Raw genomic sequence first — 23,858 nt, forward strand, 5'->3', positions numbered from 1 at the left:
AACCTAATCTCCCTCTAATCCATGAACAGGTTTCATTCTACCCCACTGCTTACAACTTGGGCAATGCCAATGTAAGTGTTTACCGCCAAATCCACACTGGGTGCAGCGATAAATGGGTTTATTATCAAGAAACTTGCTGGTAATGTCATAAAGCATTTGCAGCTTGTCCCGCACTTTGCCATGCGCTGTTTCAAGATGCCAGCAAATCAGGCGGTTGAGTCCCTTGATCGACGGGTAAGTGCTCAATTGCTCTGAAACAAAATCAATGGCGGCATCCATGCTTTTTTCCCTGCGCAGGTAATCACCAATCACAAAAATAGTGGACGCGCGCGGATGATCATTTAGTGTGTCTTCCAGATAAGCCACGCATTCATTCATGCAATCCAGATGGCGATGGCAAATGACCAGCGGTTCAATGATTTCACTTAAAAACTCGGGATCCTGCTGTGGTACTCGTTTGAGTGAACGAATCGCCTGTTTGAAGCGGCCCTGCTCCATGTCGAAAGACGCCTGCATTAAACTGCCCCGAACTGACATTTTATCTATTAAAAGCGCTTGTTTAATCGCATTCTGTGCTTTTTCGAGGGCATTGGTTTTCAAGGCCTGGGCGGCAATTTCACAATAGTAATGTGCGGCCTGCATGTGCATGCTCTGTCCGGTTGACAGTTCCAGCTTTTTAATGACGTCCAGCGCATTTTCCCAGGATTTCTCCTGCTGATAGATGGCAAGCAGCCCTTGCAGACTGGAGGTTTCCCGCGCTCCGCCAAGCTCGACCACTTCAAGAAAAATGCGTTCGGCGCGATCAAACACACCAGCGCTCATGTAATCCTGCCCCAAGGCCATGAGCGCTTCCTTTCTTTCCACAAGACTCAACTGCGGGCGAGCAATTAAATTTTGATGAATTCGGATGGCACGATCCACTTCACCACGACGACGAAATAAACTGCCCAGTGCCAGATGGGTTTCAACCGTTTCACTGTCGACTTCCAGCAGTTTAATGAACACATCCACTGCTTTATCGGGCTGCTCATCCAACAGATAATTAAGACCAACGACATATTCTCTTGATAAGCGGTTTCCTGCCTTCAATTCTTTGCCAGCAAAGCTTCGATTAGCAACCCACCAGCCTGACCAGGCTGCGGCGGGTAATAACAATGGCCATAAATTAATCATCAACGGTCTCCATGACGAATAATCAATTGATTGAAATCATCACAACGGGGCGGTTTTATCTTAATTTCTGAAACGCTGTCAAACCTTCGCTTCAATGTTGATCTTTTAATGGTATATCCCTTAAATTTTTAATTTCTTTCTCCGTCAGACGTAACTGGTTTCTTACTCTGGCTAATTCGCGCTTAAGCCGCCAATAGCGCAAAAGAAAGATTAAAAAGCCAACCACAATCCCTATTCCGAGCATGATTGTCATTAAAATGGAGATGGGCATTGTCACCGTGGTCACGTAAAAGTTCACTTCGACAGAACTGGCATTTAAAGCCGCAAAGCTCACACCAACCAAAATCAACAACAAATAAAACAATATCATCAAAAGACGCATTGCATTTATCCTTATACGCTTACACACGCTTTTAGGCTGAAACCTGGCACAGACGAATGTTCATTAATCCAACCAGGGTATTCAAATGAAGTGCTCTAAGTCAATCACAAAAAAAAAGCGTAGTAAACTACGCTTTTTTTCCTTACCGATGTTTATTCAACATCTTTGCTGGCCATTTTCTCTTTCAAGAGATCACCCAGTGTCGTGGAGGCCATTTCGCCGCTACGTGAGTATTTCTTGATTGCTTCAGCCTGGTCTTGTGCGTCTTTCGCCTTAATCGAGAGGGAGATGGTGCGATTCTTCTTGTCAACATTGACAATTTTCGCTTCAACATCATCGCCTTCTTTAAAGAACGTGGTCGCATCATCGACTTTGTCTTCAGATAATTCATTGGCACGAATGGTTCCAATCACATCCTGCATTAATTCAACAGTGACTGTTTTTGGATCAACGGCAACGACTTTACCTTTGACAATAGCGCCCTTGGTATTCTCTTCAACGTAGCTTGTGAAGTTATCACCTTCCAGTTGCTTAAGACCTAAGGAAATTCGCTCACGCTCGGCATCAATCGCAAGAATAACGGCTTCAAGCTCCTGACCTTTCTTGAACTGCTTGACTGCTTCTTCGCCTGGTGTATTCCAGGAAATGTCAGACAAGTGGACCAGGCCGTCGATTTCGCCGTCAAGACCGATGAAAATACCAAAATCAGTGATTGATCGGATTTTACCGGTAACTTTTTGACCCTTGCTGTGGGTTTGAGCAAATTGATGCCAGGGATTGCCGACACATTGCTTCATGCCCAGGGAAATACGACGTCGTTCTTCATCGATCTCAAGAACCATGACATCCACCACGTCGCCCATGGAAACCACTTTGCTGGGGTGAACGTTTTTGTTGGTCCAATCCATTTCAGACATGTGGACCAGGCCTTCAACGCCCTCTTCGATTTCAACGAAGCAGCCGTAATCGGTGATGTTGGTCACTTTACCCTGCAATTTCTTACCGACAGGATAACGCTCAACCAGATCAACCCAGGGATCATTCCCTAATTGTTTCATGCCTAAGGACACGCGGTTACGCTCGCTGTCAAAGCTCAATACTTTTACTTTGACATCCTGGCCGACAGACAGCACTTCACTTGGGTGCTTGACGCGTTTCCAGGAGATATCGGTGATATGCAGCAGACCGTCGATACCGCCAAGGTCAATGAAGGCACCGTAATCCGTGAGGTTTTTGACAATACCATTCAAAACCTGGCCATCATGCAGCGATTCCAGCAGGGCCTGACGATCCGCGCTGCTTTCTTCTTCGACAACAGCACGTCGGGAAACAACGATGTTGTTTCGCTTCAGATCCATTTTGATTACTTTAAACTCAAGCTCTTTGCCTTCGAGGTAGGATGGATCACGTACAGGTCTGACATCAACCAAAGAACCTGGCAGGAATGCACGGATTGTACCGATTTCAACAGTGAAACCACCTTTAACCTTGCCAGAAATCAAGCCGGTTACTGTATCGTTGTTTTCGTGGCACTTGGACAGTTTGCGCCAGGCTTCCTGACGTTTGGCTTTTTCACGGGACAGCAGGGTTTCGCCATAGCCGTCTTCGACCGAATCCAAAGCGACTTCGACCATGTCGCCGACATGGACTTCCAACTCGCCATTCTTGTCCTGGAATTCTTCGACAGCGACAATCCCTTCTGATTTCAAACCCGCGTTAAGGGTGACGAAATCGTCATCGATATCGATTACTTTTGCAGTGATTATTGCGCCAGGATAAAATTGAGCACCAACGATACTTTGCTCAAATAATTCTTTGAAACTTTCAGACATGTTTAATTAACTCTTTAGTGAAATAATGGAAGTATGAAATCCACTCAACTTCCCCCCTTGTTCGCTTTTTTAGCGAAAAAACGAATGGTGTCCGATTAATTTTAAAACATTATCGAACACTTGTACAATCGTTAATCCAGTTGTATCAATCCTCACTGCATCCGATGCAGGTTTGAGCGGCGCATGCGAACGCTGTGTATCCCGCGCATCGCGTTTAGCCAATTCATCAACAACCTGCGCGAGGCTAACATCAATTCCCTTTTCTTTCAACTGAAAATATCGTCTGGCTGCTCTTTCTTCTGCTGAAGCATCCAAATAAATCTTCAAAACTGCATCTGGAAAAATCACAGTGCCCATATCGCGACCATCGGTAACCAATCCCGGCGGTTGGGCAAACGCGCGTTGACGTTGCAGAAGCGCCTGCCTTACTTCAGGAATCGCGGCAATGACGGAAGCATCCTGACCACACTGTTCAGAACGTAACTGATCATAAACATCCTCGCCGTCCAGAATAACCCGGCTCTGTTGATGAGGGTCGGTCTCAAAGCGGACATCGAGAGCATGGGCCAGCTTTACTATATCCTGAATCTGATTAAAATCAATCCGATTTTTTCTTAAGGCATAGGCAAGCACCCGATAAATGGCGCCGCTGTCAAGCACATGCCAGTTCAAATGATCGGCCAGCATATGACAAATCGTGCCTTTACCCGTACCGCTTGGCCCATCAATGGTAATTACCGGAACCATTTTATTGCACTTCATCAACGTATTCCTCAATCGACATGGCGATGGCTCTGGAGGTTTTAACAAAATCCGGAAACGAGGTTGCCACGTTGGCGCAATGCCTTACCGTAATTGGTCCATCGGCGACAGCGCCTGCAATGGCGAATGCCATGGCAATACGATGATCATTAAAACTTTCCACTTCACCACCTGAAATTTTTCCACCTTTTATGAAGACCCCGTCTTCAAAACCCTGAGCATCCACGCCTAAACGCTGCAACCCTTCCACCATGGCACCAATGCGATCGCTTTCTTTCACCCGCAATTCTTTGGCGCCATGAAGTCTGGTCTGACCATTGGCACAGGCTGCAGCAATAAAAATAACGGGAAATTCATCAATGGCCAGAGGCACAAGGGCTGTGGGAATATCAATTCCCTCCAGTGGCGCGTATTTTACATGCAAATCAGCAACGGGTTCCTCACCGCATAAACGTTTATTCGTCATAGTAATATTAGCACCCATCATGTCCAATATTTGTATAATTCCAGTGCGTGTAGGATTAATACCCACATTACGAATAATCAAATCGGAGCCCGGGATAATGGACGCGGCCACGATAAAAAAGGCAGCAGAGGAAATATCGCCGGGAACAATGATATCACAACCGATGCACTCACTCTCTGAATTGACAGTGATGCCGTTTTCAAGCTTTTGAATGGGGTAGGAAAACGTAGTCAACATGCGCTCGGTATGATCACGGGTATGTCCCGCCTCGACCACTGTCGTTTCCCCTTCGGCGTACAGTCCCGCCAGCAACAGGCAGGATTTCACCTGGGCGCTGGCTTCCGGCATTTCATAGTGAATGCCTCGCAGTTGCTGACCGCCGCGAATATAAACCGGCGGTTTTCCTTCCGTTGTCACCAAATCCGCACCCATCTGCATCAGGGGTCGGCTGACGCGCTCCATCGGACGCTTCCTTAAACTTTCATCGCCATCGAGTTCAGAATCAAACGATTGGGCAGCAAGAATCCCGGCCAGCAGGCGCATGCTGGTTCCCGAGTTCCCGCAATCAATGGGTTTTTCCGGTTTTTTCAAGCCGTGTTTTCCAACCCCATGAATGACAACCCGTCGTGATACAGGTCCTTCGATTCGAACCCCCATGGCCTGAAAGGCTTTCAGTGTGGCCATGCAGTCATGGCCCTCCAGAAACCCGCTTACTGTGGTTGTGCCCTGAGCAATAGCACCCAGAATAATCGCACGATGGGAAATGGATTTGTCGCCAGGAACGGTAATGTCTCCGGTCAGGGCAGTCACCGGCTTACTGATGAAATGTAAATCACTCATAACGGATGTTCCTTAGCAAAATCACTCATGAATTGAATCAGTGCATCAACACCCGCCATGGGCATGGAATTATACATACTGGCACGCAATCCTCCGACAAAGCGATGGCCTTTTAATGCCAGAAGGCCGCGGGTTTTTGCCTGAGTCAGGAACAGTTCCTCCAGCGCACTTTGAGTTAATGAAAAACAGACATTGACAATGGATCGGTAAGGGGGATCAATTTTGCACTGATAAAAGTCAGACGAATCAATGTAGTGGTAAAGCCGCTTCGCTTTTTCCAAATTGCGCTGATACAACGCCTCAACCCCACCCTCATCCAGTATCCACTGGAACATTTTGTCCGCCATGTAACAGTTAAATGTGGGCGGTGTGGCGTATAGGGAATGGCTTTCGGAGTAGGTGCGGTAATCAAGCATGGTTGGCAATGCCGGGTCTTTGATGGTTTCAAGCAGGCGATCACTCACAATTACCAGGGTCAAGCCCGAATTGGCAATGTTTTTTTGAGCGCCGGCAAAGATCAAATCATAATCCGCCACCTGAATGGGCTCGCTCAGCAGGCAGGAAGTCATGTCTGCGATCAGCGGAATACCATGGGTTTTGGGAGGCTCAGGCAAGCGGATGCCATTGACGGTTTCGTTCGGTGTGTAGTAAATGTAGGTACTGTCTTTTTTAATTTCCCACTGATCGGCAGTAGGAATACGGGTAAATCCTTCTGATTTACCCGAGGTAACACAGTAGGCCGCTTTGAGTTTCTTTGCTTCGTCAAAAGCAAATTCTGACCAGATACCAGTCACCAGGTACCCGCCAAATTGTTTTTTTCCTAAAAAATTCATGGGAATGACCGCAAACTGCGTCCGGGCGGCGCCTCCCATGAAAAGCACATGGTAATTATCAGGAATGCCAATGAGTTGACGCAAATTACTTTCAGCACGCTTCATCAGGGTATCAAACTCCTGAGTGCGGTGCCCGGCCTCCATCACGGACATTCCTGTACCCTGCCAATCCAGTAATTCGTTTTGCGCCTCAACCAACAAGGGCTCCGGCAACATCGCGGGCCCGGCGCCAAAATTATAACCTCTAGTCATTGCTGTCTTCTTCTACCTCATTACCCTGCTCTAAATTTTCTTCATCCTGATCGCCTTCTTCACTGATTTCCTCGATGCGCTGCATGCCCACGACATGCTCACCCGAACTGACATTAATCAGGCGAACGCCCTGAGTGTTACGCCCGATAATCGATAATTCACTGACACGGAAGCGAACCAGGGTCCCCTGATCCGTAATCAGCATGACTTCATCGCCCTCATCGACCTGCAGGGCACGCACCACTTTGCCATTGCGTTCATTGACCTGAATGGAAATAACACCCTGGCCGCCGCGGCCTGAAATGCGGTATTCCCCGACATCCGTCCGTTTACCATAACCTTTTTCTGTTGCTGTAAGAATGGTGCCTTCGGGCTTGGCCACAACCAGGGAAATGACGGACTGCTCTTCCGCGAGGCGAATACCGCGGACCCCTCTGGCAGTACGGCCCATGGGTCTTACCAGTTTTTCATCAAAGCGAATGACTTTACCCGCATCAGTGAACAACATGATGTCTTTACTGCCGTCGGTAATATCCACACCGACTAAACGATCGTCATTGTCCAGATCGACAGCAATAATCCCTGTGGAGCGCGGTCGGCTGAACGCTTCAAGCGGCACTTTCTTGACCGTCCCGTGGCGGGTGGCCATAAACACAAAATACCCTTCCTGGTACTCCCGCACCGGCAACATGGCATTGATGGCTTCATCTTCGGCCAAAGGCAGAATGTTAACAATGGGTTTGCCGCGGGAAATACGGCTTGCGAGCGGTAATTGATAGGCTTTCAACCAGTACAGTTTGCCATGGTTGGAAAAACACAGCAGGGTATCGTGGGTACTGGCAATAATTAAGCGCTCAATGAAATCCTCGTCTTTGACATTGGTCGCGGATTTGCCCTTGCCGCCACGGCGCTGCGCCTGATAAGCGGAAATGGGTTGGTATTTAACATAACCCTGGTGCGACAAAGTCACCACCACGTCTTCTTCGGTAATTAAATCCTCAAGCGTAATGTCTTCCTGAGAGGCAGTAATTTCCGTACGCCGCTCATCACCGAACTGGCTTCTTATTTCGACAAATTCTTCACGAATTACTTCCATTAAGCGCTCGGGCGAAGCAAGGATGTTAAGCAATTCTTTAATTTCATGAAGTAATTGCTTGAACTCATCAATGATTTTATCCTGTTCAAGCGCGGTCAGACGATGCAGACGCAATTCAAGGATAGCCTGGGCCTGATTGACAGAAAGACGGTAGCCATCGGGCAAGAGGCCAAATTCAGGCGCCAGATCATCCGGTCGACAGGCATCGCTGCCGGCGCTGTCAAGCATGGCTTTCACCAGACCGGGACTCCAGGTTCTTTCCATCAGCCGCTCTTTGGCATCCTGCGGGGTGGGTGATTTTTTGATCAAATCGATCATTTCATCAATATTGGCCAGTGCAATGCCCAATCCTTCGAGGATGTGGGCGCGGTTGCGGGCTTTCTTTAACTCAAAAATCGTTCGGCGGGTTACTACTTCGCGGCGATGCTTGATAAAATATTCGAGAACCTGTTTAAGATTGAGCGTCCTGGGTTGTCCATCCACCAGGGCCACCATGTTAATACCAAACACATTCTGCATCTGCGTATGGGCATAGAGGTTATTGAGAATGACCTCAGGAACCTCACCGCGTTTAAGCTCGATGACGACGCGCATCCCGGATTTATCGGACTCGTCTCTAAGACCTGAGATGCCTTCCAATTTCTTTTCACGCACCAGGTCGGCTATTTTTTCAACAAGCCGGGCTTTATTCACCTGATAAGGCAATTCATTGATAATAATGGCCTGACGTCCGGACTGGGATTCCGTTTCGATTTCGGTACGGGCACGAATCAAAATTCGTCCACGGCCAGTCCGGTAAGCCTGAACAATCCCTGCCTTGCCATTAATAATGGCGGCCGTTGGGAAATCAGGGCCAGGAATATGATTCATCAGATCATCAACGCTTAACTCCGGATCTTCAATCAGCGCAATGCAGGCATTGATGACCTCCGTGAGATTATGGGGAGGAATATTGGTGGCCATCCCCACAGCAATCCCCGAGGAACCATTGACTAGCAGATTCGGCACGCGGGAGGGTAAAACCACGGGCGCAAACTCGGATTCGTCGTAGTTAGGGCTGAAATCCACGGTTTCTTTATCAAGATCGGCCAGCAGCGCATGGGCTACCTTGGACATCCTGACTTCGGTGTATCGCATGGCGGCTGCAGAATCCCCGTCAACCGAGCCGAAGTTACCCTGTCCATCAATGAGCAGGTAACGCATGGAGAACGGCTGGGCCATACGAACAATGGTGTCATACACCGCCGTATCGCCGTGGGGATGGTATTTACCGATAACATCCCCGACCACACGGGCTGATTTTTTATAAGGTTTGTTCCAATCGTTGCCCAGTTCGCTCATGGCATACAATACGCGGCGGTGAACCGGTTTCAAGCCGTCGCGTACATCGGGCAACGCTCGCCCGACAATCACGCTCATGGCGTAATCCAGGTAAGATTGTTTCAGTTCATCTTCAATATTGACTGGTATGACTTCTTTGGCTAAATAAACCATGGCTTGGAGGCGTCCTTATGCAATCATCGAATAAATGACCATAGGAAGATAAACTTTCCTTCTGGCCGGTCTGCTACGTCACTCAATTTAACGTGTAAGAATACCATAAGCCAGCCTTTATTTGAATCCAGCAGGCGAACAGGACAGTGATTAAGGATGAATTTCTTCCTATTTTTATCCTTAAACAGGCAAAAATAGCCTGTGATGATATGATTAAAGGAGAGCGACTTTTCAAAACGGTCCTGGCACCCTTATACTCAACTCTTTCTGTAAAGATTTAATGCAATGATAAATTGACTGTGAAGGTGCGTTTTAATATAGTTTCGCAACTGATGTAAGCGTGAGGCTTAAGAAGCCAAGCACCAAGGAGACATAATGACAACAAAAACCGCACAACTGATTCTTGACGGACATTCTCCCGTTGAGTTACCGGTCTACACGCCAACTCTTGGAAAGGATGTAATCGATATTCAGAAATTAGGATCAGTGGGGGCGTTTACCTATGACCCTGGGTTTGTTTCTACAGCATCCTGCGAGTCAAAAATTACTTACATTGACGGCGACGAAGGCGTTTTACTGTACCGCGGCTACCCCATTGAACAACTGGCTGAGAAAAAGGACTTCCTGGATGTCAGCTATCTGTTGATGAACGGTGAATTGCCCACAGCAGACGAAAAAAAGAGCTTTGTCAGCCTCATTAATAATCACACCATGGTTCATCAGCAGATGTATCGGTTCTTAGACGGCTTCCGCCGTGATGCGCATCCTATGGCGATTATGGTCGGTATTGTCGGTGCCCTGTCCGCTTTTTACCATGAATCCATGGATTTAACCAATCAGCATGACCGTTACATTTCGGCTATTCGTCTGATTGCCAAGATGCCTACTCTGGCGGCGATGAGCTACAAGTATTCTGTGGGACAACCCTACATGTACCCCCAAAACAAAATGTCTTATGCGGAAAACTTCCTGCACATGATGTTTGGCGTGCCTTCCGAGGAATATGTGCCTGATCCCACAATCGTGGATGCCATGGACAAGATTTTTATCCTGCATGCCGATCATGAGCAAAATGCCTCCACGTCCACCGTCCGCCTGGCCGGTTCAACCGGAGCCAACCCCTTTGCCTGCATTTCCGCCGGTATCGGCGCGTTATGGGGTCCTGCCCATGGCGGCGCCAATGAAGCATGCCTCAACATGCTCAAAGAAATCGGCGATATCAAAAACATCAGCCATTACATTAAGCGTGCCAAAGACAAAGACGATCCTTTCCGCCTGATGGGATTTGGTCACCGTGTTTACAGAAGTTATGATCCACGCGCCAAAGTCATGCGGGAAACCTGCCATAAAGTCCTTGAAGCCGTCGGTGCCCATGATGCGCCTATCTTCAAACTGGCCATGGAACTTGAGCGCATTGCCCTGGAAGACGACTACTTTGTCGAAAAGAAACTCTACCCGAACGTGGATTTCTATTCCGGCATCACTTTAAGCGCTATTGGCATTCCAACCAACATGTACACGGTGATCTTCGCGCTGGCAAGAACCGTCGGCTGGATGTCGCACTGGATGGAAATGGTCGCCAGCAAATCCAAAATTGGCAGACCCCGCCAGCTTTACACCGGCGAAAAACTGCGTCAAGTCCCCTAGGATCCCTGATTCCCCCGATGACAGCAAGCGCCTGCGCGGGGGATGACAACAAGGGCCAGGGAATGACAATCAGGGCCGGGAGACAAACAATCGACGCGTGGCAGTTAACGTGCCTCTAACCCTGTCTTTCCCACGAAATAACCTGTTTTTCCCGCCAAAGCGGGAATCTATCCACGGCTAAACCTCTTTTTTTTTCAGACTGTCCTAATCATACGCATGGCATGCAGCCAGCCTTGAAAATCATGCTCGACAGTCTCCCGCTCATTACCCGGTGAAAATTCCAACTCGGCATGCCAATTGGCTTCAAGCATGGACAGCGATCCAATGTGGCCAACCCCCAAGGCAGCCAGCAGTGCCGCACCCTGGGCCGTGGTTTCAATATCATGGGGCCGTTGCACCGTCGTCTGGCATTGAGAGGCTAAAAACTGAAGGAACCATTGATTGACAGTCATCCCCCCATCCACTCGTAAAGGCGAAATACGCAGGCCGCTGTCTTCCTCCATACAGGTCAGCACTTCCCGGGTCTGATAGCATACCCCTTCAAGCGCTGCGCGGGCAAAATGGGCTCGCGTGGTGTTTCGTGACAAGCCAAAAATGGCCGCGCCGGGTGTCGATAGCCAATAGGGAGCCCCCATGCCGTTAAACGCAGAGACTAAATAAACACCCTCATTACTGGGCAGACTTTTGGCCAACTCTTCAGTTTCAGCCGCATTGACCAACAGTTTCATCTCATCACGTAACCATTTGACCGTGGTGCCGGCCTGATAAATGCTGCCTTCAAGGCCATACATGGTCTGCCCCTGGATTGTATAGGCAATAGTCGTCAACAGATGATGATTGGACAGCACAGCCTGTTCGCCTGTGTTCATTAATAAAAAACCGCCTGTGCCGAACGTGGCCTTGGTCATGCCCTCAGTGAAACAGCGCTGACCAATCAATGCGGCCTGCTGATCGCCGGCCACGCCATGAATGGGAACCGTAAAACCCAGATGAGAAACATGGATGTCCCCATAATAGGCATCGCAGGCTTTCACGTTTGGCAGTAACACATCGGGAATAGCGAACAGTTTAAGCAGCTCCGCATCCCATTGCTTGTCATGAATATTAAAAAGCATGGTGCGGGACGCATTGGTGATGTCGGTGACATGCGATTTGCCTTTCGTCAGACGCCAGATTAAAAAAGAATCAATGGTACCAAAGGCCAACCGCTCCTGCGCCAGCAGAGCTTCCACACCTTCCGTGTGCCGGAGCAGCCAATGCAGCTTGGTCGCTGAAAAATAAGCATCCACTAACAAACCGGTTTTTTCGCGAATCATGCCCTGATAATCGGATAAGGATTCACAGAAAGCCTGGGTTCTCCTGTCCTGCCAAACGATCGCCCGCGATAGACACTTTCCGGTTTCTTTATCCCAAAGCAGTGTGGTTTCGCGCTGATTGGTAATGCCGCAGGCAATAATTTTCCCACCTTCGGCCTGCCCCGCGACATCACGAAGAGCAGTTAAGGTTTTCTGCCAGATTTCCTCCGGATCATGCTCAACCCAACCCGGTTCTGGATAATACTGGGTAATGGTGTATTGGCTGGTTGCAACCAGTTCAAACCGATCATTATAAAGCATGGCGCGTGTACTGCTCGTTCCCTGATCAATGGCCAGAATATAATTCATTGCTTTCTGCTTCCCTATCGTGATAATTAGAAAGAGATTTTATACGCTTTTTGCGGAGACCTGAACATGGATGAGTTTTTTGATGTGGCCATCATTGGCGGCGGCATTAACGGCTGTGGCATTGCAGCCGATGCCGCCTTGCGCGGCCTGTCGGTGCTATTAATTGAAAAGGATGATTTGGCCTCCAAAACGTCTTCCAGCAGCAGCAAATTGATTCACGGCGGCTTGCGTTACCTTGAGCAATATGATTTTTCTTTAGTCAAAAAAGCCCTCGACGAACGACAAACCCTGCTTAAAATTGCTCCCCATTTAGTTTACCCGCTGCCCTTTGTCTTACCTTATGAGCAAAGCATGCGCCCAACCTGGTTATTGCGTACCGGTTTGTTTCTCTATGATCACTTAAGCCGAAAAAACCGTTTGCCGCGAAGCCGTTTAATCCGACGTTCCCAAGCCATCAATGAGTCTTATTTTTCCCCCTTATCCGCGGAATACCACAAAGGTTTTGTTTTCTACGACTGTGCCACGGACGATGCGCGTTTAACCATCAGCAATGCCTTACAGGCCCGCACACATGGCGCCATGGTACTGCCCCGCACAGAATTGATTAACGCAACGGTTGAAAACGAGCGATGGCACCTGCATGTGAAACTGCAAAGCCAGCGCGAGGTGGTTTTTAAAGCCAGGGCAGTCATCAATGCCGCAGGTCCCTGGGTTGAACAGGTCAATCAACGCCTGAACATCCCCAACCGTTATAAAATGTCGTTGGTCAAAGGGAGCCATCTGGTCGTGCATAAATTGTATGAAGGCAATCACGCCTACCTGTTACAGAACAAGGACAAACGCATTGTGTTTGTTATCCCCTACCACGGCAATACCATGATTGGGACGACCGATATTGTCTTTAAAAACAATCTGGACCATTTCAGCATTTCACCCGAAGAAATGGATTACCTTCTTGACCTGACCCGATTGTACTTCCGCACGCCGGTTAAAAAAGAAGACATCATAACGACCTGGAGCGGTGTCCGACCCTTGTTGTCATCGGATGAAGAAAAACCTCAGACGTTGAGCCGCGATTATGCCTATCATTACTCCACCCACCCCGCGCCAGCAGTGGCTATCTATGGCGGCAAAATAACCACTTATCGGCAGCTGGCCAGCGAAACGGTGGATAAATTAAGGGGCATTTTCCCATCCCTTCCCCCCACCCTGTCGAATAAAACCGTCCTGCCTGGAGGCCAAAGCGGTGATTGGGACTATAAAACTTACGTGACCCATGCCAGAGAAAAATATTATTGGCTTGAGGACAGCATTCGTGAGCGACTTTTAAGAACCTACGGAACACGTACTGAATTGATTCTTAGCACGTTGAATCAAACTGCCGACTTAGGCGACCATTTTGGCCATGGACTTTATCAGGCGGAAGTGGATTATTTGGTTGAGCAGGAATGGGCCGAGACCTGCGATGACATTTTATGGCGGCGCAGCAAGCTGGGTCTGCAGTTTTCGGCTCGGGAAAGGGATGCGTTACGGCAATACCTGCAAGAGAAAATCATTCACGTCGAGTCTTGATTCATTTCTCTGTCAATCCCGGATTACGACCTGCTAAAGCCGTAATCCGTAGGCTTTTTAGTGATTAAACGTTTTTTTAAGCCAGGCTATTGCTTCATGGCTCAAGCCCTGCTCCTGCAATGCTAATGCAGGAATGTCCGCCTTTCGCTCCTCTTCATCACCATACATTTCCTCCATTAATTCATTCCAGAGTCGCAGCATCTGGGTTGAAGGGACCTGGCCTGCCTGGGATAAAACCTGATGAAGACGCTGACGCCAGTAGGCATCCACTGCTTTTTCTATCCAGGCAATGAGCTCAGGGGTTAAACCATGCTCTAAAAGCCCCTTGCCTTCGCCAAACCCTTTTTCAAATTTTTTGGTGCGCAGATGGGCATATTGCTTACCGTAGAGGTTATTCACCCAATCCATCCACTTCTTCCCAAGGGCAATGCCCGCCGATGATTCCGGATCCTGATGAAGATTGCTTTTTACCTCTGCAACCAGAGTAAACCAGCTTTGCTCAAATGCAGCGCGTTGTTCCGGCGTCGACTCGGCTTTCATTTTTGTTTCAAATTCAGCGTATTGCCGTAATTCCTCCGCCGTAAAAATGTCTTTAACCCAGGCGTCTTCCAGTTGTTGTGTCATATGAAATACCTCTATAAGTTCTATTATTTGTTGCCATGGAATGGATTCCCTATCGCTGCAATTGGAGGTAATGCCCTTAATAATGGCCTTGGCTTCCAACAGGGCCTGTGCTTTTTTTTGTAAAAGCTCTGCCTGCAGGAGCAGGTTTTCAAAAACATTGACCTCTCTGGCCAGTAACGGCTTGATTTGGGCCAGTTCAAAACCAAAAAATTTAAGCGCAATAATCTGCTGCAGCGTGAGTAAATCCTTCTCGGAGTACAAACGATAATTATTATTCTGCCGTAGACTGGGTTTTAACAGTCCCAGCCTGTCGTAGTAGTGCAGTGTGCGCACCGATACTTTCGCCAGTTTACTGAATGCTTTGGCATGCCAATGTTTCATCGTTTCTCCTCCTTGGCACCAAGGTTAGGGTATGACGTAACGTCAAGGTCAAGCCCTTTCTGACGATTATTGCCTTACGTCTCTCGCCAGCCTTAAGAAATATGTCTATATATAATAATGATAGGGTTTGATAATGCGAAACCATGCGCTGTGTCTTTTAATGAGTAATTCTACGCCGTGAGGAACTATGATAAATCCCGTTGAGCTGGAAGAAGAACGGCTTGCTGCCTTGTATGAATTACAGATTCTGGATACGCCGCCTGAAGAACGATTTGATCGCATTGTCAATCTGGCTGTAGGATTTTTAAGGGTGCCTATCGGCTATATCGCCTTAATTGACGCCCATCGTCAATGGTTCAAAGCGCGATGCGGCATTTTTATTAATCAGTCTGCGCGCAGCGAATCCATTTGTCATTACACCATCCAGCAAAATGAACCGCTGATTATTCCGGATATCTTGATGGATTCACGGTTTGCCGATAAATACGCCGTGTTTGGCGAGGATAACCCCATTCGTTTCTATGCCGGCGTGCCTTTAAGCAATGCAGCGGGATTGAAGATTGGTACGCTGTGTGTGGCCGACAAGTTACCTCGACACTTGAACGAAGGCGAATTAAAGCTGCTTTGTGAATTAGCACGGCAGGCAGAAGATGAGTTGGCCCTGTTGACAGTCACTAAATTAAAAAAATCCTTGCGTGAAGCCAATACTGCCTTGAATGAAGCTAAAAACAAGCTCGAACTGCGAAATGAGCTGCTATTGAAAATGTTCAGTTCGTACATGTCTGATGAAGTGGTTAAACAATTGCTGGCTTCGCCCAAGCCTCTGCAACTGGGGGGTGAAAAGCGAAAAATAAGTGTCCTTTTCAGTGACTTGCGGGATTTTACCTCGATTTCGCGAACATTACCGCCTGAAACGCTGGTGGATTTGCTCAATCACTATTTCTGCCGTATGGCCTCTGTCATTGAAAAATACCACGGAACCATCAATGCGTTCATCGGCGATGCCATCATGGTGATTTTTGGCGCCCCGCAGGACATGGAAAACCATGCCTTGTCCGCCTCCGCCTGTGCCATTGAAATGCAGCAGGCACTGAAAGACGTCAACGAATACACCCGGAAGAATAAATTACCTGAATTGTCGATGGGCATCGGCATCAATACCGGGATAGCTGTTATCGGCAACATTGGTTCAGACAAGCGGCAGCAATACACTGCCATTGGTTGTGCGGTCAATTTATCATCCCGCATCCAGTCGCTGACCTCAGGCGGCCAAATCTTGATTTCCGAACACACGCTTCAGGATACTGGAAATGATCTGATCATTAAAAGCCACTCCAGCGTCCAGGTGAAGGGGTTTGAGGACCCAGTAAAAATTTATGAAGTGGAAGGCATTGACGCCACGACGCTTTCTCTTCTCAAGCAGAAATAAATCTATTTTGACTGCCGTTCTTCTTCCATTTTTGCGCGAATGTCGGTCATATCGACCGCTAATGCCTGCTCAACCAATTCCTTTAAAGCAGATTCAGGCATGTTTCCCGACTCCGAATAAATGATAATGCCCTGCTTAAAGACAATCAGGTGAGGAATGGAGCGAATCTGAAATGCTTCAGCCAATGCGGGAACCGATTCCACATTGATCTGGGTGAATTGAATGGCCGGGTACTGTTCAGCGACCCGGGCATAGACCTTGCCAAATTCTTTACAGGGGGCACACCACTCGGCCCAAAAATCAATAAAGACAATGTCTTCAGAAGTCACCAGGGTTTCCAGTTGTTCCCCACTGACTATGTCCTTGAGCATGATAGTTCCTTGGCATTGATGGCAGAAAGAATATTGGTAAAAATATTGTCTACGCTTCCAAGCCCGCTAACCCGGTGGAATCGTGGAGCCAATGGATCCTGTGTATTGGCCCAACTCTGGTAATAGTCAATCAGAGGCTCGGTTTGCTGATGGTATACATCCAGACGCTTCTGAATCGTGGCTTCGGAATCATCCGCACGCTGGATTAAAGGCTCACCGGTCGCATCATCCAGTCCTTCTTTAAGGGGGGGATTGAATGTCACATGATAAACCCGGCCTGAGGCCACATGCACCCGTCGGCCGCTGATGCGATTAATGATTTCGCTGTCAGGTACAGCGATTTCAATGACGTGATCCAGTTTGATGCCGGCCGTTTTCAACGCATCCGCCTGGGGGATGGTGCGGGGAAACCCGTCAAAAAGAAACCCTTTACGGCAATCGTTTTGTTGCAGGCGCTCCTTCACAAGCGCAATGATGATCTCATCCGAAACCAACTTGCCGGCGTCCATGATTGCTTTGGCATTTTTACCCAGTTCAGTTCCTGCGGCAATGGCAGAACGCAACATATCCCCGGTCGATATTTGAGGAATGTCGAAGTAATTGATTAATTTAAGGGCCTGTGTGCCTTTCCCAGCACCCGGTCCGCCCAGCAGCATTAAACGCATTCATTAACTCCTAATCGAATTAACCTTCTATCCTACCCTGAGATCGCAGCAAAGTCATTAGTTCTGGTCATTATTTATACCAAAGGCGCGAAGCAGGAACCGAACAACGACTCAATTGTGCCTGATAAATCTGAGCTCGGGTCTTCACTTTTCGTGCCACCTGAATCAACCAGGGCTTTTTAAGGTAGGTTTTACGCTGGTAGCCGCCTACGCCCTCATGGTAAGCCAGGTAAAGATTATAGGCATCATAACGTGGAATATGGGCGCGGCGATTGGCCTGATTAGCATACCAGCCGATGAAATCCACCCCATCGGTGAAACTGTCTCTGGAGGCCCAGAAATTACCCCCATCCTGTGATTTTTTGTACAAAGCCCAGGTTGAACGCAGAGCCTGGGTGTAACCATAGGCGCTGGAAGGACGCTTCCAGGGAATTATCCACAACAATTTACCACGGGGCGGCGTGGCTTTGGCATCGAATTTGGACTCCTGATGAATAATGGCCATTTGCACCGGCACCGGAACCCGCCAGCGCCGCTCAACGTCTTTGCTGGCACGATACCAACTGGGGTATTGTTTAAAAATATTGCAAACGTTATTCACATCCGAAGGTTGGCGGGTTGCGCATCCGGCCAAAACCAACACCAAAGAGAGAGTCAACAGCTTTAATTTCATTATTCTGGTTATTGAAGTAATTAAACGGCTATTAGTAACAAAAAGACAGAACAATTTAAATATTTATCGTTAAATTTACTTGGCATGAGTTGATTTAACAGGGGTCCATTGCCCGCAATTAGAAAACCCTGCCGTGGCTGAATGTCTTACGGTGGCTGCATTCAGGTTTCGACTGGATGCCCGCCTTCGCGGGCAAGACAGCGGATGGGTTGTCCGCCTTCACGCGCAAGGCAGAGGATGGATTGTCCTGCCCGCGCAGGCGGGCATCCATGAAAGGGCACCGGTCTTAATAACAGCCATCGCCCGCTTAGTCCCAAGCATCCCCCTGCCGGGTTTCGACTGGTTGTCCGCCTTCGCGCGCAAGACAGCGGATGGGTTGTCCGCCTTCACGGGCAAGACAGCGGATGGGTTGTCCGCCTTCACGCGCAAGGCAGAGGATGGATTGTCCCGCCCGCGCAGGCGGGCATCCATGAAAGGGGCACTGGTCTTAATAACAGCCATCGCCTGCTTAGTCCCAAGCCCTCCCCAGCCGGAATTCAAGCGTTGCCATTGAGGGCGTCCATTCATTGACTGAATCAGTTGCAATTTCCCGCGTGTTAAAGAATACTAGCATGGCAACCCTCTGCATTTCCCATTATTTCTTTGATTACCGTAGGTTAGCGCATGAGTATTCTGGTGTTTGATATTGAAACCATTCCCGATCTTGAAGCCGGCCGCAAACTGTACGATTTGCAGGGACTTTCGGACGAAGACACCGCAAAAGCCATGTTTGCTTTACGACGTGCCAAGGTGGGACATGACTTTTTACCCCATTATCTGCAAAAAATTATTGCCATTTCTTTAGTCATCAACCAGGGCAACCAAATCAAAACCTGGTCCTTGGGCGACGAACAGTCAGATGAAAAAGAACTGATCACCCGTTTTTTTTCAGGCGTCGATAAATACTCCCCGACCTTAGTCAGTTGGAATGGCTGCGGTTTTGACTTGCCTGTACTTCATTATCGCGCCCTGTTGCATGGCGTCAGTGCTCCAACGTATTGGGAAACGGGTGATAATCAGCAACAGTTTCGCTGGAATAATTACCTAAACCGCTTTCATTATCGACACATTGATTTAATGGATATTCTGGCGGCCTATCAGAACAAGGCCTTTGCGCCCCTGGATGAGATAGCCTCGATGTTGAATTTCCCAGGCAAAATGGGGATGAGCGGCGCGCGGGTTTTTGACGAATATTTAGCCGGCAATTTAAAATCCATTCGTGACTACTGTGAAACCGATGTCCTGAATACCTATTGTGTTTTTCTTCGCTTTGAACTCATGCGCGGTATTCTTAGTCAACAGGATTATGAACTGGCTTTGTTGAAATTAAAGGATTATTTAATCGGTGAAACCGACCGACCGCATCTGCAGGAATTTTTGGCCCGTATGGCCTAGCGGGGGATGCTTGGTATCTTGCTTTTGCTGCCCCAGACTACAGTCTATAGTTATGAAAAGACCCGTAAATGGATCAGGTATGTTTAATTATCTAAAAAAAGGCTGGAATGGTCAGTTAACGTTTGGACAAATTTTCTTTAGTCAGGGAGGGGATTACCTTCTGGAAGGTGGTCTGGCCTATGTTGTCTTTTATCTTCTTATACTCACGGCCCTATTCACGGGCGGATTGACATTCGAGAACTTCTGGCTGTTGCCTTTGATGTTGTATGCGGTAGGATTTTATATCTGGTTATTAAAAGCATTCTGGGGCTCAGCCAATCAAAGCAGCAATGCATTTATCGCGACGATGATTCGTCTTTTCACATTATTACTGCCTATTGTCTCTATCGCATTGTTTGTTTTGATTTTACTCTATTATTTTATCACCGCCCTTTTGGAATTACTGAACTAATCGTCATGTTGAACTTTATCATCATCCCTATTCGTGACGAATACATTGACAGTTACTGGTCTGCTCTCGATAGCGTGGCACGCGAGCAGAGCTACCTGGCCTTCCTTAAAGGCCCGCCGCTTGAAATGACCCGTGATTTTGTCAAACAGAACAGGGAAGGTAACTGGCCGCACCTGATCGCTCTGCATGAGAATGAAGTCATCGGCTGGTGTGACATTTCAGCACTTGATCGTCCTGTTTTTGCTCATATTGGTTCACTGGGGATTGGGGTTCGAAAGGCGTATCGCGGCATGGGCGTGGGCAAAGCCCTGCTGGCTGAAGCCCTCAGACAAGCCCGTGAAAAAGGATTAACGCGCATTGAGCTCACGGTGCGGGAACACAACAAAGCTGCCCTCGCCCTTTATCACCACGTTGGCTTTGTCATTGAAGGTATCCATAAAAATGCGGTTCGCATTGACGGGCGGTATGAAAACCATCTCTCTATGGCTTTGCTTTTTGAGTAAACTCCGTTTTTTCAGGCATGTAACGGCGACCCCAGTCTCGCAATGCGAGCAATAAGGGTTCTAATTGAGCACCGTACTCCGTCAGCGAATAGTCAACTCGGGGAGGAACTTGAGCATAAACCTCACGATGAACAACCTCGTCTTTTTCCAGTTCACGCAATTGCAGGGTTAACATGCGTTGCGTAATGCTGGGTATCAAACGCCGAAGCTCATTAAACCGTTTAGTGCCAGAAAGCAGATGGAAGAGAATCACCCCTTTCCATTTATTGCCAATGACATCAAGCGCTGCTTCCACAGCACAGCCGTAATGGCAATTGTTTTGTCGTCGACTGGGTTTCATCATCAGCCTATCTCCGGTATATTTTTTGTAACTATATTACAAAATTGTGCATTCTTGCACGAAAAGAAAGCATTGTTACACTGTTGCAGACTTAATAACGAGTACTGATCATGACTAAATCAATGTGTTTTTTTATAGGATTGACCTTGTTTTGCAGGATGCTTTCAGCAGCGGGGTGGGCATCGGTTTCATTTTTCGCCTCCAATAACACGGGCATAATTCAACCGGAACAAGCCTATCAACGGTTACTGAGCGAAGCACAGAGCCATTTGAAAAATACCATGATCACCATCCTGCAAGCCCATCACATGGAGCAGAGTCAGTGTGAGGACGGCATCGGCATGTATCAAATGGCAGGTGACGGCCGTCTAACCGCGGATAATGGTAAAATTTTTACAACATCGCCTTATCAAAAGCTGACCGACGAAACGGTGCTTGCTCTCTCCCAACAGATGGCGACAGCCTTGCACCAGGAAAGCGTGGCCGTTTTTATTCCTGATGAACAGGCTGAAACCGCCGATACCACCGTCCATCTTAATTCACATCATTACCCTCTGTCGCAAACCATCCGATTGATTCATGAGCGGCTGCCTGCCGATTATACCCAGGCCTTTACTCTGCATTTTGACAGTAAATACGGCGGTTTTGATCAGGCGACCATTAGCGGTATTGAATGGCTTGGCCGCAACATTGATCCCGCTGTTATTCAGACCGCCTTTCCTGAAGATAAAATAACCACGAAGCATGGTAAGGCTTTTCTGGTATTTAAAGACGGACAAGTAAAAACCTTATAATGAATGGCTTGCAGACTACCGGTAACCCATTTACGGACTTACCGGTAACAGGCCTGCACACCTGACGCTTAGATCAGGCTGTTTAACAGAGCCGCCAGGCGGCAACCCGCTAAGGCAATGCGCTGTTCAGCCGTTTCCTTAACCAGTTGCTGGTATTCATTGCTGGGTTTATCGCCGCTTTTAATTTGATAGACTTTGGCAATCGCCAATTGGTAAGACTCCTGACTCCAGGCTTTGGCGTCAAGGGTCATTTCATTGACATGACAAGGCCAGCGCTGTTCAATCTTCCACGCCTTGGCATTCAATTGTTTGTTGCTCAATTTGGCTGTTTTAAGAAAACCACCGCCGTTATCCCAATACGAATGCAGGTTAGGCCCCACGGAATTTTCACCCAGAATAACCAGATTCCCCCCCATATCGCCCTGCGGATGCTGAACGCTGAATTGGCTGATGGCGTGCAAGGGTTGATGGATGTCGCCCACCACATGCAAAAGAATTCTTAAACTGAACCCTTTGTTAAAAAAGCTGGCCTTGGGATCTTTCAGTACCTTTTTTGCCTTTTCAATGGCGTAAACAGCATTAATTTCATCCGGTTGAATCAGTTCAGTGCCATCGACCGAATAGGGAATATCGATGTAGTGCATGGGTTGCAGCCACAAATCATTCATGTAACGCAGCCCGTCCATCCAGGGTGCGGCATTTACCAGGGATTGCGATTTAAACACGCTATCCAGTCCATGGTTGTAATGAACATACTGGGAACGGGCTTCCTTTTTCAGATGATGGTAAGCAATCTGGGCGACCAGACGGTGTCCGGTCGCATTCCAACTGTAAGCCGTGCCGACGGCCGACAAAGCAACCATGGCAACAAAACGAATAACTCCTTTTTTCACAGGAACTCCCTTTAATGGTTTTGATTAGCCTAAAAACGGTGACCAGGCTGGCTCCTGCACATCGCCTTCACGTGCTGGTAAGCGCATGTGGATCCGGCCATCGAGAGAAACGATACCCAATACACCCTTGTCATTATGGCGCGTGGCGTAGAGAATCAGCCGTCCATTGGGAGAAATGGAAGGGGATTCATCCAGGGTGGCGAAAGTCACCTGCGTGACACGGCCATTTTCGTCCTGAACGCCGATATTAAAACGGCTGTCCTGTTCTTTATGCAGCATGACAATGTGCCGTTGATCCGGAGTGTAGGAAGCACGCGCATTGTAGCTGCCGTCATACGTGACACGCGACACGCTGCCGTCGGCCAGTGACAAGCGGTAAACCTGAGGCGAGCCGCCGCGTCCGGAAGTAAACAGCAGGCTGCGTCCATCGGGAGCAAAACGAGGTTCGGTATCAATGGCATCCCCAAAGGTCAGTTGTTTTAAATGGCCTGAAGACAAGTCGACAGTATAAATTTTAGCGCTGCCGCTTTTTGAAAGCACAACAGCTAACTGATTGCCGTCAGGCGACCAGGCGGGCGCCCCGTTAATGCCGGTGAAATCGGTCACCAGACGCCGCTTACCCGTTTCAACAGAAACAATAAAGATCTGCGCCTTCTTCTTTTCAAATGACACATAAGCAATTTGCCGTCCATCCGGCGACCAGGACGGCGACATAATCGGTTCAGGGGAAACCAGCAGACTCTGGGGATTAAACCCATCGGCATCCGCCACTTCCAGAGAATAACGGGGACGGCCGCTGTTGCGTTGCACCAGCACGTACGCAATGCGGGTAGAGAACACACCGCGTTCGCCAGTCAATTTTTCATAGACCAAATCGCTGATATGGTGCGCCAAAGCCCGGATGTCGTTGCTGCCCACCTGGAAACTTTTGGTTAACAGACGACCATTGGCTACCGCGTCAATCAAATCAAAGCTGACATCATAACGGTTAAAACCCAGTTTGCTGACGCGTCCGGTCAACACGCTGTCAGCGCCAGCGCCGCGAAGAATGCTCACCCCTTGCGTACCTTCAGGCAAACCCGGCGGTGTCGGAATGATTTTAAACTGGCCAGACAACTGCAAATCATGATTAATGAGCGTGGTCAGTTCAGAGCCGGCACTGTCATAGCCAAAGGAATTAATGGCAATGGGTAAGGCTGAGTTAATCCCCTGGGTTAACTCAAGATCAAGTGCGAAGACACCACCCGAACAGGCAGCGAAAAATAGTATTAGCAGTCGTTTTAACAC

The 23,858-nt window shown here is 48.3% G+C and carries 23 protein-coding genes; 8 read left to right on the forward strand and 15 right to left on the reverse strand.

The window, feature by feature from the left end:
* Positions 1–3: 3 nt before the first annotated feature.
* The 7 genes from lapB to gyrA all read right to left on the reverse strand — a co-directional run bounded on the left by lapB (position 4) and on the right by gyrA (position 9,130).
* The gene (gene lapB / locus Lrub_RS02880; RefSeq protein WP_058530703.1) at positions 4–1,173 is read right to left on the reverse strand and encodes a lipopolysaccharide assembly protein LapB; all 1,170 of its coding nucleotides are present in this window, start codon (positions 1,171–1,173) and stop codon (positions 4–6) included.
* 91 nt (positions 1,174–1,264) lie between these two features.
* Positions 1,265–1,555 (reverse strand): lipopolysaccharide assembly protein LapA domain-containing protein, encoded by a 291-nt coding sequence (locus tag Lrub_RS02885; RefSeq protein WP_058530704.1) that lies wholly within the window; start codon positions 1,553–1,555, stop codon positions 1,265–1,267.
* 152 nt (positions 1,556–1,707) lie between these two features.
* The gene (gene rpsA, locus Lrub_RS02890) at positions 1,708–3,387 is read right to left on the reverse strand and encodes a 30S ribosomal protein S1 (RefSeq protein ID WP_058530705.1); all 1,680 of its coding nucleotides are present in this window, start codon (positions 3,385–3,387) and stop codon (positions 1,708–1,710) included.
* A 69-nt stretch (positions 3,388–3,456) separates the two neighbouring features.
* The gene (gene cmk, locus Lrub_RS02895; protein ID WP_058530706.1) at positions 3,457–4,149 is read right to left on the reverse strand and encodes a (d)CMP kinase; all 693 of its coding nucleotides are present in this window, start codon (positions 4,147–4,149) and stop codon (positions 3,457–3,459) included.
* The gene (gene aroA, locus Lrub_RS02900) at positions 4,136–5,455 is read right to left on the reverse strand and encodes a 3-phosphoshikimate 1-carboxyvinyltransferase (RefSeq protein ID WP_058530707.1); all 1,320 of its coding nucleotides are present in this window, start codon (positions 5,453–5,455) and stop codon (positions 4,136–4,138) included. Before aroA ends, cmk begins: the two co-directional genes overlap by 14 nt.
* Positions 5,452–6,540: a 3-phosphoserine/phosphohydroxythreonine transaminase gene (serC, locus tag Lrub_RS02905; RefSeq protein WP_058530708.1), complete on the reverse strand. Its 1,089-nt coding sequence runs from the start codon at positions 6,538–6,540 to the stop codon at positions 5,452–5,454. Before serC ends, aroA begins: the two co-directional genes overlap by 4 nt.
* A complete protein-coding gene (gyrA, locus tag Lrub_RS02910) occupies positions 6,533–9,130 on the reverse strand; it encodes a DNA gyrase subunit A (RefSeq protein WP_058530709.1) in 2,598 nt (865 codons plus the stop codon). Before gyrA ends, serC begins: the two co-directional genes overlap by 8 nt.
* A 375-nt stretch (positions 9,131–9,505) precedes the next feature.
* Between gyrA and gltA the strand changes: the two genes are divergently transcribed.
* A complete protein-coding gene (gene gltA / locus Lrub_RS02915) occupies positions 9,506–10,777 on the forward strand; it encodes a citrate synthase (RefSeq protein WP_058530710.1) in 1,272 nt (423 codons plus the stop codon).
* A 194-nt stretch (positions 10,778–10,971) separates the two neighbouring features.
* On the opposite strand, the gene glpK is transcribed toward gltA, so the two are convergent.
* Complete coding sequence (gene glpK / locus Lrub_RS02920) at positions 10,972–12,441, reverse strand: glycerol kinase GlpK (protein WP_058530711.1); 1,470 nt, start codon at positions 12,439–12,441, stop codon at positions 10,972–10,974.
* Positions 12,442–12,507: 66 nt separating this feature from the next.
* Here glpK and glpD point away from each other — a divergent pair, with 66 nt between their 5' ends.
* Positions 12,508–14,013, forward strand: coding sequence for a glycerol-3-phosphate dehydrogenase (gene glpD, locus Lrub_RS02925; protein WP_058530712.1), 1,506 nt, complete (start codon positions 12,508–12,510; stop codon positions 14,011–14,013).
* Between the two features lie 57 nt (positions 14,014–14,070).
* Here the strand turns inward: glpD and Lrub_RS02930 are convergent, their stop codons facing one another.
* A complete protein-coding gene (locus Lrub_RS02930; protein ID WP_058530713.1) occupies positions 14,071–15,018 on the reverse strand; it encodes a MerR family transcriptional regulator in 948 nt (315 codons plus the stop codon).
* Positions 15,019–15,205: 187 nt separating this feature from the next.
* On the opposite strand from Lrub_RS02930, the gene Lrub_RS02935 reads away from it, so the two are divergent.
* On the forward strand, positions 15,206–16,447 hold the full coding sequence (locus tag Lrub_RS02935; RefSeq protein ID WP_058530714.1) for an adenylate/guanylate cyclase domain-containing protein: 1,242 nt from the start codon (positions 15,206–15,208) through the stop codon (positions 16,445–16,447).
* Between the two features lie 2 nt (positions 16,448–16,449).
* Here the strand turns inward: Lrub_RS02935 and Lrub_RS02940 are convergent, their stop codons facing one another.
* The 3 genes from Lrub_RS02940 to Lrub_RS02950 all read right to left on the reverse strand — a co-directional run bounded on the left by Lrub_RS02940 (position 16,450) and on the right by Lrub_RS02950 (position 18,156).
* On the reverse strand, positions 16,450–16,818 hold the full coding sequence (locus Lrub_RS02940) for a thioredoxin family protein (protein WP_058530715.1): 369 nt from the start codon (positions 16,816–16,818) through the stop codon (positions 16,450–16,452).
* Positions 16,803–17,483, reverse strand: coding sequence for an adenylate kinase (gene adk / locus Lrub_RS02945; protein WP_058530716.1), 681 nt, complete (start codon positions 17,481–17,483; stop codon positions 16,803–16,805). Before adk ends, Lrub_RS02940 begins: the two co-directional genes overlap by 16 nt.
* Positions 17,484–17,553: 70 nt before the next feature.
* Positions 17,554–18,156, reverse strand: a complete 603-nt coding sequence (locus Lrub_RS02950; RefSeq protein ID WP_058530717.1) for a transglycosylase SLT domain-containing protein — start codon at positions 18,154–18,156, stop codon at positions 17,554–17,556.
* Positions 18,157–18,289: 133 nt separating this feature from the next.
* Between Lrub_RS02950 and Lrub_RS02955 the strand changes: the two genes are divergently transcribed.
* From Lrub_RS02955 to Lrub_RS02970, 4 genes are all read left to right on the forward strand, one after another.
* Positions 18,290–18,709 (forward strand): hypothetical protein, encoded by a 420-nt coding sequence (locus Lrub_RS02955; protein ID WP_058530718.1) that lies wholly within the window; start codon positions 18,290–18,292, stop codon positions 18,707–18,709.
* 110 nt (positions 18,710–18,819) lie between these two features.
* Positions 18,820–19,590: a 3'-5' exonuclease gene (locus tag Lrub_RS02960; protein WP_058530719.1), complete on the forward strand. Its 771-nt coding sequence runs from the start codon at positions 18,820–18,822 to the stop codon at positions 19,588–19,590.
* 79 nt (positions 19,591–19,669) lie between these two features.
* Positions 19,670–20,041 (forward strand): hypothetical protein, encoded by a 372-nt coding sequence (locus tag Lrub_RS02965; RefSeq protein ID WP_058530720.1) that lies wholly within the window; start codon positions 19,670–19,672, stop codon positions 20,039–20,041.
* 5 nt (positions 20,042–20,046) lie between these two features.
* The gene (locus Lrub_RS02970; RefSeq protein ID WP_202813743.1) at positions 20,047–20,544 is read left to right on the forward strand and encodes a GNAT family N-acetyltransferase; all 498 of its coding nucleotides are present in this window, start codon (positions 20,047–20,049) and stop codon (positions 20,542–20,544) included.
* On the opposite strand, the gene Lrub_RS02975 is transcribed toward Lrub_RS02970, so the two are convergent.
* Positions 20,522–20,887 carry a winged helix-turn-helix transcriptional regulator gene (locus tag Lrub_RS02975; protein ID WP_133134078.1) on the reverse strand — a complete coding sequence of 122 codons (366 nt, stop codon included), beginning with the start codon at positions 20,885–20,887 and terminating at the stop codon, positions 20,522–20,524. The genes Lrub_RS02970 and Lrub_RS02975 overlap by 23 nt on opposite strands.
* A 107-nt stretch (positions 20,888–20,994) precedes the next feature.
* On the opposite strand from Lrub_RS02975, the gene Lrub_RS02980 reads away from it, so the two are divergent.
* Positions 20,995–21,678 carry a hypothetical protein gene (locus tag Lrub_RS02980; RefSeq protein ID WP_133134079.1) on the forward strand — a complete coding sequence of 228 codons (684 nt, stop codon included), beginning with the start codon at positions 20,995–20,997 and terminating at the stop codon, positions 21,676–21,678.
* 68 nt (positions 21,679–21,746) lie between these two features.
* On the opposite strand, the gene Lrub_RS02985 is transcribed toward Lrub_RS02980, so the two are convergent.
* A complete protein-coding gene (locus Lrub_RS02985) occupies positions 21,747–22,571 on the reverse strand; it encodes a S1/P1 nuclease (protein ID WP_082651424.1) in 825 nt (274 codons plus the stop codon).
* A gap of 24 nt (positions 22,572–22,595) precedes the next feature.
* Positions 22,596–23,858 carry a Tol-Pal system beta propeller repeat protein TolB gene (gene tolB, locus Lrub_RS02990; RefSeq protein ID WP_058530722.1) on the reverse strand — a complete coding sequence of 421 codons (1,263 nt, stop codon included), beginning with the start codon at positions 23,856–23,858 and terminating at the stop codon, positions 22,596–22,598.

Origin of the sequence: Legionella rubrilucens (genome assembly GCF_001468125.1) — a bacterium.
GTDB lineage: Bacteria > Pseudomonadota > Gammaproteobacteria > Legionellales > Legionellaceae > Legionella_C > Legionella_C rubrilucens.

Bases quoted from the DNA above. Each gene is read 5' to 3' on its own strand.
- lapB (WP_058530703.1), bottom strand. From the start codon at position 1,173: ATGATTAATTTATGGCCATTGTTATTACCCGCCGCAGCCTGGTCAGGC.
- Lrub_RS02885 (WP_058530704.1), bottom strand. From the start codon at position 1,555: ATGCGTCTTTTGATGATATTGTTTTATTTGTTGTTGATTTTGGTTGGT.
- rpsA (WP_058530705.1), bottom strand. From the start codon at position 3,387: ATGTCTGAAAGTTTCAAAGAATTATTTGAGCAAAGTATCGTTGGTGCT.
- cmk (WP_058530706.1), bottom strand. From the start codon at position 4,149: ATGAAGTGCAATAAAATGGTTCCGGTAATTACCATTGATGGGCCAAGC.
- aroA (WP_058530707.1), bottom strand. From the start codon at position 5,455: ATGAGTGATTTACATTTCATCAGTAAGCCGGTGACTGCCCTGACCGGA.
- serC (WP_058530708.1), bottom strand. From the start codon at position 6,540: ATGACTAGAGGTTATAATTTTGGCGCCGGGCCCGCGATGTTGCCGGAG.
- gyrA (WP_058530709.1), bottom strand. From the start codon at position 9,130: ATGGTTTATTTAGCCAAAGAAGTCATACCAGTCAATATTGAAGATGAA.
- gltA (WP_058530710.1), top strand. From the start codon at position 9,506: ATGACAACAAAAACCGCACAACTGATTCTTGACGGACATTCTCCCGTT.
- glpK (WP_058530711.1), bottom strand. From the start codon at position 12,441: ATGAATTATATTCTGGCCATTGATCAGGGAACGAGCAGTACACGCGCC.
- glpD (WP_058530712.1), top strand. From the start codon at position 12,508: ATGGATGAGTTTTTTGATGTGGCCATCATTGGCGGCGGCATTAACGGC.
- Lrub_RS02930 (WP_058530713.1), bottom strand. From the start codon at position 15,018: ATGAAACATTGGCATGCCAAAGCATTCAGTAAACTGGCGAAAGTATCG.
- Lrub_RS02935 (WP_058530714.1), top strand. From the start codon at position 15,206: ATGATAAATCCCGTTGAGCTGGAAGAAGAACGGCTTGCTGCCTTGTAT.
- Lrub_RS02940 (WP_058530715.1), bottom strand. From the start codon at position 16,818: ATGCTCAAGGACATAGTCAGTGGGGAACAACTGGAAACCCTGGTGACT.
- adk (WP_058530716.1), bottom strand. From the start codon at position 17,483: ATGCGTTTAATGCTGCTGGGCGGACCGGGTGCTGGGAAAGGCACACAG.
- Lrub_RS02950 (WP_058530717.1), bottom strand. From the start codon at position 18,156: ATGAAATTAAAGCTGTTGACTCTCTCTTTGGTGTTGGTTTTGGCCGGA.
- Lrub_RS02960 (WP_058530719.1), top strand. From the start codon at position 18,820: ATGAGTATTCTGGTGTTTGATATTGAAACCATTCCCGATCTTGAAGCC.
- Lrub_RS02965 (WP_058530720.1), top strand. From the start codon at position 19,670: ATGTTTAATTATCTAAAAAAAGGCTGGAATGGTCAGTTAACGTTTGGA.
- Lrub_RS02970 (WP_202813743.1), top strand. From the start codon at position 20,047: ATGTTGAACTTTATCATCATCCCTATTCGTGACGAATACATTGACAGT.
- Lrub_RS02975 (WP_133134078.1), bottom strand. From the start codon at position 20,887: ATGATGAAACCCAGTCGACGACAAAACAATTGCCATTACGGCTGTGCT.
- Lrub_RS02980 (WP_133134079.1), top strand. From the start codon at position 20,995: ATGACTAAATCAATGTGTTTTTTTATAGGATTGACCTTGTTTTGCAGG.